At 53.6% G+C, this 14,638-nt stretch carries 8 protein-coding genes; 7 read left to right on the top strand and 1 reads right to left on the bottom strand.

The features are described from left to right. Positions 1 to 414 precede the first annotated feature (414 nt). On the bottom strand, positions 415 to 1,602 hold the full coding sequence (locus tag ACI0FG_RS03960) for an iron-containing alcohol dehydrogenase (protein ID WP_419787264.1): 1,188 nt from the start codon (positions 1,600 to 1,602) through the stop codon (positions 415 to 417). Between the two features lie 228 nt (positions 1,603 to 1,830). Between ACI0FG_RS03960 and ACI0FG_RS03955 the strand changes: the two genes are divergently transcribed. The 7 genes from ACI0FG_RS03955 to ACI0FG_RS03925 all read left to right on the top strand — a co-directional run bounded on the left by ACI0FG_RS03955 (position 1,831) and on the right by ACI0FG_RS03925 (position 14,617). Beyond that, positions 1,831 to 2,769, top strand: a complete 939-nt coding sequence (locus ACI0FG_RS03955) for an AraC family transcriptional regulator (protein WP_419787263.1) — start codon at positions 1,831 to 1,833, stop codon at positions 2,767 to 2,769. A 1,204-nt stretch (positions 2,770 to 3,973) separates the two neighbouring features. Further along, a complete protein-coding gene (locus ACI0FG_RS03950) occupies positions 3,974 to 6,019 on the top strand; it encodes a hypothetical protein (protein ID WP_419787262.1) in 2,046 nt (681 codons plus the stop codon). A gap of 997 nt (positions 6,020 to 7,016) precedes the next feature. Beyond that, on the top strand, positions 7,017 to 8,867 hold the full coding sequence (locus tag ACI0FG_RS03945) for a methyl-accepting chemotaxis protein (RefSeq protein WP_419787261.1): 1,851 nt from the start codon (positions 7,017 to 7,019) through the stop codon (positions 8,865 to 8,867). Between the two features lie 879 nt (positions 8,868 to 9,746). Beyond that, complete coding sequence (locus tag ACI0FG_RS03940) at positions 9,747 to 9,989, top strand: GlsB/YeaQ/YmgE family stress response membrane protein (protein WP_419787260.1); 243 nt, start codon at positions 9,747 to 9,749, stop codon at positions 9,987 to 9,989. A gap of 336 nt (positions 9,990 to 10,325) precedes the next feature. Beyond that, positions 10,326 to 11,105 carry a BON domain-containing protein gene (locus ACI0FG_RS03935; RefSeq protein ID WP_338667976.1) on the top strand — a complete coding sequence of 260 codons (780 nt, stop codon included), beginning with the start codon at positions 10,326 to 10,328 and terminating at the stop codon, positions 11,103 to 11,105. Between the two features lie 204 nt (positions 11,106 to 11,309). After that, the gene (locus tag ACI0FG_RS03930; RefSeq protein WP_419787259.1) at positions 11,310 to 11,468 is read left to right on the top strand and encodes a DUF3309 family protein; all 159 of its coding nucleotides are present in this window, start codon (positions 11,310 to 11,312) and stop codon (positions 11,466 to 11,468) included. Between the two features lie 104 nt (positions 11,469 to 11,572). Beyond that, on the top strand, positions 11,573 to 14,617 hold the full coding sequence (locus ACI0FG_RS03925) for a chemotaxis protein CheB (protein WP_419787258.1): 3,045 nt from the start codon (positions 11,573 to 11,575) through the stop codon (positions 14,615 to 14,617). Positions 14,618 to 14,638 lie beyond the last annotated feature (21 nt).

Genomic DNA, 14,638 nt, shown 5'->3' with positions numbered 1-14,638 from the left:
GCGCCCGGCACCCGGCGGACAAGGTCACAGGGCGGCAATGGAGAATTTGGCGGAGAAATCATTCAGGACGCCGGTCTACTCCACCTCCCTGCGGAAATGCGCCAGGCACACAGCTTCCGCTCGTAGGTGGAGAGCAGCCCCTGTCCTCCGCCCTTGTCAGCTCTGGGGATGTGCCAGTTGTGTTCCGGCATCCCGGCTCGAAGATGACGTTGACGGGGCCTTCCCCCGGACAGAATATTCACATAATTCTGGCCCACGAAATACTGCGCGTACGCGGTGTTCTCGGGCCCCCGCTCGAATATTCCACTATGTTTTAGTCAGCCCTGCTCCCCGCTCCTTCGGATTAGCCGTTGACGGCCCGCCCAACTCCCTTGAGCCGGGCGGACCGGTGATATTTTGATGCGCCAGCCCCGGCTACAGGGCCGAGCGAAGCATCCCGACGATGTCGTCGCGGCTCATGGACGGGCGGCCCAGCAAGTTGCCGTCCCCGTCGCGGGCCACCAGTGCGGCGTCCTTGGCATACTGATCGAACAATTCATCGCCGATCCCCACTTCGGACAGGCGCGCGGGGCAACCGATCTCCTTCAGGAACGCGGCGTATGCGTCGATACCTTCCGTTGCCAGAGCTGCAACGTCCTTGCCCTCGGGGGACAGGCCGAAGACACGCTCGGCAAACTGGGCGAAACGCTCCGGGCGATGCCGGGCGGCAAAACGCATCCAGGCGGGACCAACAATGGCCAGCCCCGCGCCGTGCGTAATGTCGTGGTGGGCGGAAAGCGCGTGCTCGATCATGTGCATCGGGGCGACCATGTGCACCCCGGCTTGAATCCAGCCATTGAGAGCGACGATGGAGGCCCACTGCACTTGGGCGCGGGCCTCGATGTCGGTACCATTCTCCACGGCTTTGCGCCCCCACTCAAGGGCGTTGATAATCACGCCCTCGGCGAAACGGTCCTGGATGGGCGTGCCGTCCACCCCGTTGAAGTACCCTTCCATGACGTGAGTGATGATGTCGCACACGCCATAGGCGGTCTGGTTCGCGGGTACGGTCAAGGTCAGCTCGGGATCGACGACGGCGAACCGGGGGAACAGGCACTCGGCATGGGTAAAGGACTTCACCTTGGTTTCGTCATTGGAGATGACCGCGCCCCAATTCATTTCCGAGCCGGTGGCGGCCAGGGTGGGCACGGTGATAACGGGCAATGCCTCGGTGGGAACGTGCCACTCGGGCTGTCCGTGGCCGATCAGGTTCCACGGGTCGCCGTCGTACAGTGCCGCCGCGGCGATCATCTTGGAGGCGTCCATGGTGCTGCCGCCGCCCAGGGCGATGATCACGTCGCATCCTTGCTCGCGCACGATCCGCGCGCCACGGGCCACGGATGAGATGCGCGGATTCGGTTCGATCCCGGTGCATTCGGCAAAATCGACGCCGGCGGCCTTGAGGCTCTCGATTGCACGATCAAACGTACCGTTGCGCTTGACGCTGCCACCGCCGGTGACGATCAGGGCCTTCTGGCCGAGACCGGCGGCCACTTCGCCGAGGCGGGAAAATGAGCCCGCCCCGAAAACCAAGCGCGTGGGGTTATAATAATCAAAATTCATATCTACCTCCTGGGGTGATGGGTATTGGCTGGCGTTATATGGACCTTGAAGGTGACTGGAAGCACCTCCGGAGGGACGCAGCCGAATTCCCCTATCGTATAGGGCCAAGCCCCCCAGGCGGGCTAGACCGATTCTCCTTAATTGTTGCACAATCCTCCGAAAGAGGAATAACATCCCTTGTTCAACAACTTCCATGGCTGTAAGAGATGAATGCAAAGGAGGCCCGCAATGGGCAATAATGCGACAGACAACATCAGTACGGCGCGAAGCGCTCTGGCAAAGCGGATTCACCGCTGGACCGAGAAGGACGACCACCAGACGTCGGATATTCCAGGATTAATGCTGATCCGGTACGAAGCCCCCACCGCGCCCATGAGCGCCATGTACGAGCCGTGCGTCTGCCTGGTCGCTCAGGGGGTCAAGCGGGTCCAGCTCGGCGACGAGGAATACATCTATGACGAAAACCACATGCTGATAACTTCGGTCGGTCTACCGGTCATGGCCAATATCGTAACGGCGAGCAAGGAGACCCCGCTCCTCAGCCTGGTCCTGAAGATAGACCTGGGCATGGTCGCCCAGCTCATGGTCGACAGCAACCTTCCGGCCCCGCGCACCCGGCAGACCGGACGGGGCATGGCCGTATGCGAGGTCTCCGAACCGCTGATCGACTGCTTCCAGCGACTGATCGACCTTCTGGATACCCCGGAGGACATCCCCATCCTCTCGCCGCTGATCCTCAGGGAGATACTTTACCGGCTGCTCATGGGCGAACTCGGTCCGCGCCTGCGCCAGATCGCCACGGCCGAGAGCCACGGCCAGCAGGTGGCCAGGACCGTGGACTGGCTCAAGGAGAACTACACCAAACAGCTTAGCGTGGAAGGGCTGGCCAGAAAAACCGGCATGAGCGTGTCCACCTTCCATCACCATTTCCGCGCCATGACGGCCATGAGCCCCCTGCAGTTTCAGAAATGGCTTCGGCTGCACGAGGCCCGGCGCCTCATGCTGACTGAGAGCCGGGACGCCACCACCGCAGCCCTGCAGGTGGGCTACGAAAGCCCGTCGCAGTTCAGCCGCGAATACAAGCGCCAGTTCGGCGCCCCGCCCCTGCGCGACATCAAGAACCTGCACCGCCAGGGCCGGACCGAGGTGGTCTTGGGCGCGGCCTAGAAAAGCGGTTTCGGTTGCCGCGCAACCGGGGCCGCTTTTCCTTTTGATCGGGCGCACAAGCCCGATGGTCGCCCACCCCCACGGATTCGTTCCGACATCGCTCGCAATGGCAAAGGTAAAAATTCTCGAACGTCCCTTCCATCTCAAAGGCCACCTCGCCACACAGGCATGCCCCCGTGTATATGTCATCGCTTCCCCTACCAACACCCAATGGGCGGTCAGGCTTCGCCAATCCGGCATGATAAAAACCACCAACCGCATCTGCCAAACGAGCCGACCAACCCGCTATCAATCCGAGATTATTTGTCTATTTATTGAATCCCTCACAGGAAAAGGCTTAGGAAAAAAAATTTCTAATCCTTTACTTTCTTGTGGTGGAACTGGAGGGAATTGAACCCACGACCGCTTGAATGCCATTCAAAGTCATCGATTGTAGTTGTTTGGAATACTTATTGTTTTTAGCTAGAAATATACATCGATGGTATATTTGCGGGTAAAAGGGGTTCATCCGGCTAAAGCGCCATTTGATTTTCTACCTTGAGGTCGGGAAAGAAAAAAAAGAATAAAAGTAAAGCTTCCGACATATCAGCACCAAAAGTCCGGCCGCCCGTCGTTTCGCCGGACTTCACTGGGTACCAACTGAAAAAAGTGCACCCGCCATGCTATTTTTGTAGTATTCGGTTGTCTTTTTTGTTTCGTTCAGCCATATTGATACATCTATGTCTTTGCTTTAATTAATGGGGCACGTTATATGTTATACTATTTGAAGTTGATAGGGTGTTTTTGTCTGTTTTTCGTGGTGACGGGGTGTCAGCTGAACAAACAGGACCCGGCCGCCCTGACGGGACCGGCGACCCATGTCGGGACCGGATTGGTACTGCGGGTGGATTCGGCAAAGGCGCTCGACGGCGACAAGCGTTTTGTGCCGATTCTCCATAAAGGCAATGTCCGGGGGCTGTTGACCCCATGCACCGAGGACAATTCCAAGCAGAGTGACGATAAAAAGGAAATCAGGAAGCGGGAAATCCTCAAGGACGAGTGGGTCCAGATCTCCCTGCGGTCCGCATATATCCGGTATCTCAAGGAAGTCGGCAAGAAACGCAAAGGGGAAATCGTCATTCTCGTTTCGTTTCATTCCGGTTCCGAGGTGCGGGACAAGGGTTTCGTCGTCTATTCAAGCACCGGCCAGACACTCTCCTCCTCATTGAACATCGGCGAATGGCCCATCATCGGGCCGGTCCGTATCGATTCCGACAATTTCCTCATGCGGGTCGTGGTACTTGAGGTGGATTCCCAGGAAAACAAGCAGATTTCCGAAGCGCTGAACCTGGCCACCAACGTCGCAGGCGCGGCGACTGGCGCCAACCCCCTGGTCAAGCAGGTCGCCCAGGAGTCGCTCGACCTTCTCATCACCATGAACACGGACGACATCGTTCTGGACGAACGCTTCGGCCTGCGCCGGAAACAGAACGAGGGATGGGACTACAACCACACACCCCTGCTGACCGGCACCTACGTCATCCTGCAGCAGGAAGACCGTTTGCAGGGTTCCGATGTGGTCGACTACGCGTCCAGTGCGACATATCCGCCAAATATCGACCGGATGTTTTTCGACACCCACAGCAAAAATCTCTATCGCGCCTATCACTATCTGGGAGATGCTCCCATAAGGAATGTATTCGCCTCCAAGAAGGACTACTATCAGGTTGAACAATCCGCCCACAGCACGGATTACGCTTGGAGTATCGATGAAATTTTGCAGTCCAAATACGGCAAAGAGACCATGGATACGCTTTTTAAAGGATTGACAATTGATACAAAAGACAAGACTGAAGCCTACAGTTTAATTGACAAATACAAAAAATCAAAAAACAAGGCCGAGATCGAGGAACAATTCGGGGTTCTGCTGCAGCACATCACCGCCCCGGCAAAAATGAAATACCGGTCCGACTTGTTCGGGTACCCTGAAGGGTACGAACCCATCGCCAACAATGTGACGGGAATGTATGACGACACGCTGCTCACCATTTGCCGGGATTCGTATCGCGGTGACTGGGAGAATGACGACAAGTGCCAAGCAGGCGAAACATTGCATTTTGAATTCCCGGTGGAGGTCGCCCCGAAAGCTAATATGGCCCTGGTCCAATATCCGCTGCACACGCACATTATTATCTGCATCGAGCGAGTCAGCGGCATATATCAGGAAAAGTACCACGACTTGTACAAGGCATATGATGAATACCTTGAAACCAACTTCAAACCGCTGCTGGGAGACAAGTTCAATAAAATATCCGAGACGATGACGAACATGAAAACAGCGGGGGAAAGGATAAACATCTGCTTTGAAAAAGTTGATTCCGAAGAGGATCTGGCCCCAAAGGTTGAACATCTGCAGAGTCTGTTGCAAGACATGGAAAAGAGCTATCAATTTTCGGGGCCGGACAACCCTGTCGTAAGCCCTGTTTACATGAAATTGTATAGGTTGACAGGCACGTGGTATAGAGATGCCAAGAGCATCAAACCAAGCGTATACAAAAAATTCAGTTTTAAAAATGGAACCTTGAGCAAGGTCGGTAGCAGCAGCAAGGCCGCGGACCTGCGTCCATTGCTGACCACCATCAAGGGCAAAAGCGAGCTGGGAATTCCCGTTACCGAAGCACTGCAACAAATCAGCAGCAAAGTCGACGATGGCGATTTCGGGACCCCTGAAGATTTTGAGAAGTACCTCAAAAACAAATACATCAAAGAACAGTTTGGCGATTCGAACAATACGCTCATTGACACCGCTCAGAACCAAGGCACCGTCGATGCCGTTGACTTCTTTATCCGTGTTGTCGAAAGAGCAGACGCCCAGTATCCCGTCGCGATAGAACTGGACGACTATATCAAGCCACTCAATAAGCAGTTGAAGGGGTACAGAGTCGTCACCGTTGCCGATGCCAAGCAATGGGCCATTGAGCAGCATGACAAGGAAATCCAACAGGCACAAAGTGAAAACATCCTCGAAACGATGGCGGCAATTCGGAAAAACATTGCGAGTTATATCGATGAGATAACGCTATACGCAACGGCTATTGCCAAGAGTCAGTCATACCCGGAGATCAAGACCTTGCTCGACAATGCCGAAGCCCAAAGAAGTGAGTTGGACACCATCACCGAACTGGAAAAGGCTCAGGTCATCGAACAAGATGTTGGTAAACTCAAGCAGGAAGCCCAAGAAATATGGAAAAATGCACAATCCGGCGGCTGATTGGTAACAGAATATACCAGACACAAAGTAACTCGACCGAGGCGGTGTAGCCTGACCACCTCAAGGCCTTCGCCAATTGGCCCCTCAAAATCCACCCGATATCATCTGTATATCCTTTTGTATATCCCACGAAAAAAGGCTTAGAAGGAAAAACTTCCAAGCCTTTATAATCATTGGTGGAGCTGGAGGGAATTGAACCCACGACATCTTGAATGCCATTCAAGAAATCCTGCAGTGGATACAACACGGCAACTATTTATAAAAACATGACTTTCGCCCGTCGATTCCGATTTGTGCATTCTCTGCTTTGCGCACATCGGGTGCCTGAATCTGCAAGCTTATGCAAGCCGTTGCTGTGGATTAGGACACAAAGAGGACACAAGACCATACTGCAATCAATTGCATATTTCGATACTCTTTTGGGTTTATGTGGTTTCTCCAGATACAACAATCTATACAAAAGTGATGCGTCTATTCAGCACGAAAGAACAAGGCGCCCCGCTGGAGATACCGCGTTTATCAGAACGCTTGAACTGAAATTACGGCAAAAAATGATGCCCGGAAAGCCGGAGAGGCCCAAAAAAAATAGTATTGTGTCCCCAGATTTGTAACTCTTTAGCAGCAGGCTCCAGATACACTGTCTTGTGTTCAGCTATAGACTATCATCTCTATTGGTATGCCCTTTCTTTATAATTGACCTTTCCGGTTTTTGGTTAGCCAATGCTTAGAGTCATTGCGAGGGGTGCACTATGCAACCCCGTTTTGATCTCATCGGAATACCGGGTGGTGTGAATGTCCAGGCCTCACGTCTCGTCGGGACAATTGAACCAGTTTCAGGCGAGTTGCTCCTCATGGGGGTAGTTGGGTTGGAAACCGAACAACCTCAATGATTGAAGTGGAGATTGTGACAAGTCCGTCTATGCGCTGGGTGCACAGATTTAGGCCAAGTCTGTCATGTTAGACGGAAGACAGAGTGTTTTATTATTTAGGAGATTTTATGAAATTGGCACCCAAATTTCTTTTGCCGACCTTTGCTTTAATTCTCATTGGTATGTCCATCACTACTTGGCTGACATATCAGCAAAGCACAGAATCGATATCCGCAGATGCGATTAAAAAATCTGAAAACACCGTCAGCAGTCTGAAATCAGCTGTTGAGTTGTGGGTAAAGGGAATACACAGCGAAATCATAACGTTTTCCGGTACGAGTGAGGTCATAGACATACTGTCTAAGGGGTCCCCACTCACGAAGAGAGGAGCGGAATTGTTCAAGGGGTACCTGTCAAGGAATCCAGCGGTGAACAGCGTACTTATTGTTAATAAAATGGGTATCGTTAAAGCGGCATCCCGCGACGTAATGATAAACTTGGACTTTAGCGGTAGAGGCTGGTTTAAAGAAGCGATAAAGGGCAAGGACTACATATCCTTACCGGTCTACAACGAGCAGACCAGTATGTTCGTTTTCGTCGTAACTTCGCCAGTCTACAATAACGGGGAACTCATCGGCGTGGTCGCATCTGGAGTAGAAATAAAAAAATTCGCAGAGCGATTCATCTTGGCAAATGCGACAGAGGAATCATATCCATTTATAGTAGCTCCTGACGGTGGTCTCCTGGCCCATCCCAACACTGAGTTGGTTGGGAAAACAAATATCTTTACAGGCGAAAAGTACGGTCAGTACATTGCCAGCCACCAAAAGGGCATACAAGAGACCTTGTCGCTTGGGGTAGAGAAGCTCATCATTTTCGAGAAGTCTCCGCTGCTCGGCTGGACCCTTGTCATGGCAGTCGACAAAAGTGCTACATTCGCCTCTGCGCGCCACCTTGGAATGCTCGTCATATGCCTGGCCATAGGACAACTCATTGTCCTTAGTTTGGGTATCTGGCTTCTCCTTGCCTCTAATATCTTAAAGCCAATCAAAAAATTGGTTTCCACGGCAAGCCAAATCGCAAAGGGTGATCTGGATACGACCATAGATGCCAGTCGTGCAGATGAGGTTGGCGATTTGCAGCGGGCTTTGGCCTTTATGGTGGAGCAGTTGCGTAATGTCGTTACCGAGGTGGATAATACGACCGACAACGTCGCCCTGGGAAGTAAGGAACTGGCGAGCATGGCCCAGAGTCTTTCCCAAGGGGCAATGGAGCAGGCTTCATCCATTGAAGAAGTCTCGTCTTCCATGGAGTTGATGACTCAAAATATAAACAACAGTACCAACAATGCTCATGAAACCGAAGAGATAGCCACCAAGGCCGCCAAAGAGGCACGGGAAAGCGGCAAGGCCGTTATGGGAGCCGTGAGTGCCATGACGAATATCGCTGAGAAGATTTCCGTCATCGAAGAGATTGCCAGACAGACAAACTTGTTGGCACTCAACGCAGCCATTGAGGCTGCCCGGGCAGGAGAAAGCGGCAAGGGGTTCGCAGTGGTCGCCGCCGAAGTGCGTAAGTTGGCCGAGCGAAGCGGATCAGCAGCCAGCGAGATAAGCGAACTCTCCCACGGCACGGTTGCAGCTGCACGTGAGGCTGGCGAGATGCTTGACCGACTGGTGCCGAACATAGAAAAAACAGCAGAGCTTGTGCAGGAGATAGCAGCCGGAAGTAGTGAGCAACGGACAGGCGCTGAGCAAATCAATTCGGCAATCGCCAAGCTCGATTCCTTCAGCCAGCAGAATGCCTCGGCCTCGGAAGAGATGGGGGCTACCAGCGAGCAACTTGCGGGCAACGGCAAACAGCTCAAGGAGGTCATGAGCTATTTCCGTTTGACCGGAAATGGTGGCGTTCAGTCTCGTGGTGCCAAACCGCTTCCGCTGAGCGGAGGGCAGTCTGACGATGACTTTGATCGTCTCTAATCTCAAGAGGGATGTTATGGCGAGGCCGTAGCCTTTTGGGGTCAAGAGGTTCATCTAGACTAGTTGTCGTATATAGAAGTGGGTCCACTTTGTTGGAGCACTGAGCAGCGTTTTTAAGGTGGAAAGTTTAACGAGCTACGCTGTAAGCGACACTCTTCATCCACCCGATATTATTTGTATATTCATTTGTATATTCCACGAAAAAAGGCTTAGAAGGAAAACCTTCTAAGCCTTTACATTCATTGGTGGAGCTGGAGGGAATCGAACCCACGACCTCTTGAATGCCATTCTTGAGGCTGGCCAACTTGCAAGACAATCTAACGCAACAATAATACAGGACTTATTCGCCGCCAAGCCTATTAGAGACACGCTGTCGCTTTGTGTGCAGAAAGCGCGGAATGACGTTGGTTTTGCATGGCGTCGGGGAAAAAGCGGACACATAGCGGACACGAAAAGTCCCAAACTCCTCAACTCGAACGTATGGATAGGGTTGCGGTGTGAAAGGCCGTAAAAACCAGCTGAAAGACTGCTTAATTGCGTTATTTCAGTGAACTGAAAACGCCACATTTGCCACGGAAAGAATAGCCGCCATTGAAAGTGACCCCTGATGACGTCGGGCCTGATCCAATTGAATTAGTGCCGAGAAATAGAAGAAAAGAGGCCTCGCTCCTTCGGACCACTGAGCCATGAATTTGGGGTGGACGTAGTATCGATTTTCGCATCTTTAGCGACCAAAACCGATTTCTGTCCATAGAACGAGTCCAGTTTTCCTAAGTCGATACCGTAAGTGTCGCATCATTTTTTATTTATAGTGTTATTTTTTACTACACATGCTAATATAAAAACAGTTGAAATTATTTTTAATCATAGGGGCATTTCATGATTGGTCTATTTTGGTTCGTATTGATAGGATTGGTTGCCGGCTGGCTGGCCGGGATGCTTATGAAAGGTGGATTCGGCCTCATCGGAGATATCGTCGTCGGTGTTCTCGGGGCGGTGATAGGCGGATACGTCTTCGGGCTTCTTGGGATCAACTCAGGCGGACTGATCGGGGCAATAGTCACAGCGACAGTAGGCGCGGTGATTCTGATTTTCATCTTGCGCCTGTTCAGAAGAGCCTGACCGTTATGCCACATGGCATCCGACGTTCCAGCCTCCACAGCCCTCCATACCAGATTTCGAAACACGCTTAGCCGTTCCGCGCACCCTTGCCGCGCCCACACGACTCCACACTGTAAAATTCGCCTTTGAGATCCTGCTTATATGCGGGTCTTAGGCTGTTCTTGCCCTCATTGGACACCCGGACTCGGCAAATCAGCAGGAGGCAACGGTGGTACGAGGCTGACCGCTTGCGCCCGCTTATGCCTACAATCCTTCGCGACGAGCGAATAACTAGCACAACATCATGTAATAATTAAATAAAACGACATGTCTTTATAGCCGAAAAGGGAATGCCTCATGAAAAGAATACTCATTATTTTAAGCCTGACTGTAGTTATGTCATTCGTGTTGTTGGGCAACGCCAAGCTCCATGCCGCCACGATGGATGACCGTATCGAATCTTCCGCCAAACAAACATACGTGTTCAAAACCTATCTCAAGAACGACGACATCACGGTGAGTTCCAGCGATGGCGAGGTAACACTGACCGGAACGGTTGAAGAAGAGCCGCACTTGTCCCTGGCCGGCGACACCGTCGCCGGACTTCCTGACGTGAAAAGCGTGGATAACAAACTCACAATCCAAGAGAGGACGCATTCTGCCGGTACGGATGCATGGCTCATAACCAAGGTGAAGCTCGCCCTTCTCTTCCATAAGAACGTGAATGCGGCCGCGACAAGCGTCTCCGCTGAAGAAGGCGTCATCACGCTGCGCGGCGAAGCCTCCAGCATCGCCCAGAAGGACCTGACCGGCGAGTATGCCGGGGATGTCGAAGGTGTCAGAAGCGTCAACAACATGATGTCGGTACCCGCTTCCGCACAGGACAAATCCATGATCGGCATGAAGGCGGAGGCCCTCGGAGAAGCCGTTGACGATGCGTCCATCACCGCCATGGTCAAGGGAACCCTGCTCTATCATCGCTCGACAAGTGCCCTGAACACCAATGTCGTGACGGAAAAGGGCGTCGTCACCCTGAAGGGCAAGGCCGGGAACGATGCCGAGAAGGCCTTGGCCGGGAAGCTCGCCAATGATGTTCACGGCGTAAAGAAGGTGGTCAACGACATGACCACCGATTGAAATGCTTCGCAGAGTAATGCGGGAAAGGCTGGCGGGAACAAACAAGAAGACAACTCCCCGGCATCGGACAAGACCTTTTGGGTATTGATACTAAAGGCAGTCAACGGTTCATTCGGTAGAGGAGGGTAATGATAACGGCAAGCCACGAACGCTCTACACTCCGTTTTCATTATCTTATTAAACTATTAACGTCGGATAAATACAATGTCTCTTGCCATGATCATACTGATTGTTGTGGCCCTTTTGCTTCTGGGAGTCATTCCCGTCTGGCCGCACAGCCGCGCGTGGGGCTATGCGCCCGGCAGCACGCTTGGAGTTATTATAATCATAATCATGGTCCTGTTTCTGACTGGCCGAATATAATCGGCAAAAAGCCAATAAACAGGGCCAGAAAAAGAAGACGGCACGGTCTTCTCGCGGGACAATAGATGTCTGACAGGATATGAGACGGCGAGGAAGGAAAATACATGACAAAGAAAAAAGACACACCCGCCTCTAAGCCGCAAAAGGATTCTCTCGTATCGACCGAAAAGGCCGCTCCCGTTCCGGGGCGGCGTTCCGGGCCAGCCTTCCCCATCGTGGGCATTGGCGCCTCGGCCGGAGGTCTGGCGGCTTTCGAAGCGTTCTTCTCCGGCATGCCCGCCGATGCCGATCCGGGGATGGCCTTTATTCTGGTCCAGCATCTGGCGCCGGATCACAAGAGCCTGCTGACCGAACTCATCCAACGCTGCACCCGCATGGAGGTCTTCGAGGTGGAAGACGGTATGGAAGTTCGGCCTAACTGCACCTACATCATTCCGCCCAACCACGACATGACCCTTCTGCACGGCAGATTGCAATTGATCGACCCCATCGCCCCGAGGGGGCAGCGGCTGCCCATTGACTATTTTTTCCGTTCCCTGGCTCAGAGTCTGCATGAATCTGTGATCGGCGTCGTGCTCTCGGGCACGGGCAGCGACGGCACCCTCGGTGTGCGGGCCATCAAGGGCGAAGGGGGCATGGTCATTGCTCAGACGCCCGAATCCTGCGAGTACGACGGTATGCCGCGCAGCGCCATTGCCACCGGCCTGGTGGATTACGAATTGCCGCCGTCGGAGATGCCCGCCCGGATCATCGCCTATGCTGCCCATGCCTATGGCCCGCCTCTCCATACGGAGGCCGCCCCCACGTCCCGGACCGAAAATGCGCTACGTAAAATATGCATCCTTCTGCGCATCCATACCGGACACGATTTTTCCCAATACAAACCGAGCACCATCCATCGCCGCATCGAACGCCGAATGGCCGTGAATCAAATCGACACGCTGGATGCGTATATTCAATACATGCAGCAAGCCCCGCTGGAGGTGGAGGCACTCTTTCGGGACCTACTCATCGGCGTGACCCGTTTTTTTCGCGATACCGAAGTATTCAAGGAGTTCGAGGAAGAGGTTGTCCCCAAACTCTTTGCTGGAAAGTCACCTGGGTCCTCAATCCGAATCTGGTCGACGGGATGCTCCACCGGAGAGGAGGCTTACTCGATCGCCATCCTCCTGCAGGAGTACATGGAAAAGACCCGGACAAGGATAAAGGTGCAAATCTTTGCCACCGACATAGACAGTCGGGCCATAAGCACTGCCCGAAGCGGATTGTACCCGGCCAGCATAGCCGCCGATGTCACGCCCGAACGGCTGGCGCGTTTTTTCACGGTTGAGTCCAATGGCGGCGCCTACCGCATCCACAAAACACTCCGCGACATCCTGATTTTTTCGGAACAGGACGTAATCAAGGATCCGCCCTTTTCCAAGCTCGACTGCATCGTATGCCGCAACCTGCTTATCTACATGGGCGGAGAGTTGCAGAAAAAACTCATGCCGCTCTTCCATTACGCTTTGCGCCCTGGCGGATTCCTCTTTTTGGGCACATCGGAAACAGTGGGCGATTTCGGTGACCTGTTCACCGCCGTGCACCGCAAATCGAAACTGTATCTGCGCAAGGAAGCACTGCTTGGCAAGCGCTCCACAGCCATGAGCCGTTTCATCCCGCCCCTGTCGGCCCTTGACTCGTCACTCCTCCGGCCGACAACCGTCAAGGAGGCCGCCCCCGCCAAGCTGCCGTTGCGTGATTTGACCGAACAGACGCTGTTGCAACGGTTCGTCCCCGTGGGAGTGCTCGTCAACGCGCAGGGTGACATCCTTTACCTCCACGGGCGCACCGGCCAGTACCTGGAACCCGCGCAAGGCGAGGCAGGTACCAACAACATCCTCAAGATGGCGCGGGAGGGACTGCGCCGCGGATTGAACACGGCCCTGCACAAGGCGCGTTCATCCGGCGGAACCGCCCGCAGCCAGTCTTTGTGGGTCAAGACCAACGGGTCCTTCACCTCGGTAGACCTGACGGTCTGCCCGGTAGCTGCCGACCATGTGGATTTTTCTGCCCCCCTCTATCTGGTCATCCTGGAACCCTCGCCGCAGATCAACCACGAGTCTGTGCAAACACCCGCCCCCCCAGCCGTCGGGGGCGGGGTAGAGGAATCAGATGGGGAAAAGGACAATCTCGTCAAGACGCTGCGGCAAGAGCTGTTGGCCAACGAAGAATATCTCCAAAGCACCATTGAGGAACTCGAAACATCCAACGAGGAACTCAACTCGTCCAACGAGGAAATGCAGTCAATAAACGAAGAATTGCAATCCTCGAACGAGGAACTCGAGACCTCCAAAGAGGAACTACAATCCGTCAATGAGGAATTGTCCACCGTCAATACCGAGCTGCAAAACAAGCTGACCGATCTGTCGCAGGCCAACAACGACATGAGCAACCTGCTCTCCGGAACGGGCATCGCCACGATATTCGTGGACCACCATCTGTGCATCATGCGCTTCACCCCGGCTGCCACCCAGATCATCAACCTGATTCCAGTCGATATCGGGCGACATGTCGGTCACATCGTTTCCAAGCTTGTGGGCTACGACAGCCTGGTCGAAGATGTGGAGTCCGTACTGGAAACGCTGCTCCCCAAAGATCTGGAGGTACAGGCAGAGGATGGGAAATGGTACACAATGCGCATCCAGCCTTATCGTACCCTGGATAACGTGATTGAGGGCGCCGTGATCACCTTTGTCGACATAACCGAGATGAAGAAATCTGACGAGCTGTTGCAGGAGGCCCATGGCCAAATCCGCCTCGCAGTGGTTGCGCGGGACTCGCAGGATGCCATTACCGTGTTGGACATGAAGGGAGGTATCCTGTCCTGGAATCCTTCGGCACACAGGCTTCTCGGGTGGAGAGAAGAGGAAGCACTGTCCATGAACATTCAGGATATGCTCCCAAAGGATTTGCAGGCGGAGGAACTGGAGAACCTTCGACTGGCTGCGGTGGGCGATTTGCCGGTGCCCTATGAAACACGCCGTATACACAAAGATGGACAGGCATTGCAGGTGCGGCTCACGGCCAGCCTGCTGTTGGACGATACAGGCTCTGCCTATGGTATGACGACCACACAACGGATAGTCCGGGAGGCCGACAGCCCATGAAAGACCAGCTCAGACTTCAAG

Origin of the sequence: Pseudodesulfovibrio sp. 7M6 (assembly GCF_050058625.1) — a bacterium.
Taxonomy (GTDB): Bacteria; Desulfobacterota; Desulfovibrionia; order Desulfovibrionales; family Desulfovibrionaceae; genus Pseudodesulfovibrio; species Pseudodesulfovibrio salinus.
Note: the sequence above shows the minus strand (reverse complement) of the source record. Positions and strands in the feature narration are given on the sequence as shown.

Bases quoted from the DNA above. Each gene is read 5' to 3' on its own strand.
- ACI0FG_RS03930 (WP_419787259.1), top strand. From the start codon at position 11,310: ATGTCTCTTGCCATGATCATACTGATTGTTGTGGCCCTTTTGCTTCTG.
- ACI0FG_RS03945 (WP_419787261.1), top strand. From the start codon at position 7,017: ATGAAATTGGCACCCAAATTTCTTTTGCCGACCTTTGCTTTAATTCTC.
- ACI0FG_RS03925 (WP_419787258.1), top strand. From the start codon at position 11,573: ATGACAAAGAAAAAAGACACACCCGCCTCTAAGCCGCAAAAGGATTCT.
- ACI0FG_RS03955 (WP_419787263.1), top strand. From the start codon at position 1,831: ATGGGCAATAATGCGACAGACAACATCAGTACGGCGCGAAGCGCTCTG.
- ACI0FG_RS03935 (WP_338667976.1), top strand. From the start codon at position 10,326: ATGAAAAGAATACTCATTATTTTAAGCCTGACTGTAGTTATGTCATTC.
- ACI0FG_RS03940 (WP_419787260.1), top strand. From the start codon at position 9,747: ATGATTGGTCTATTTTGGTTCGTATTGATAGGATTGGTTGCCGGCTGG.
- ACI0FG_RS03960 (WP_419787264.1), bottom strand. From the start codon at position 1,602: ATGAATTTTGATTATTATAACCCCACGCGCTTGGTTTTCGGGGCGGGC.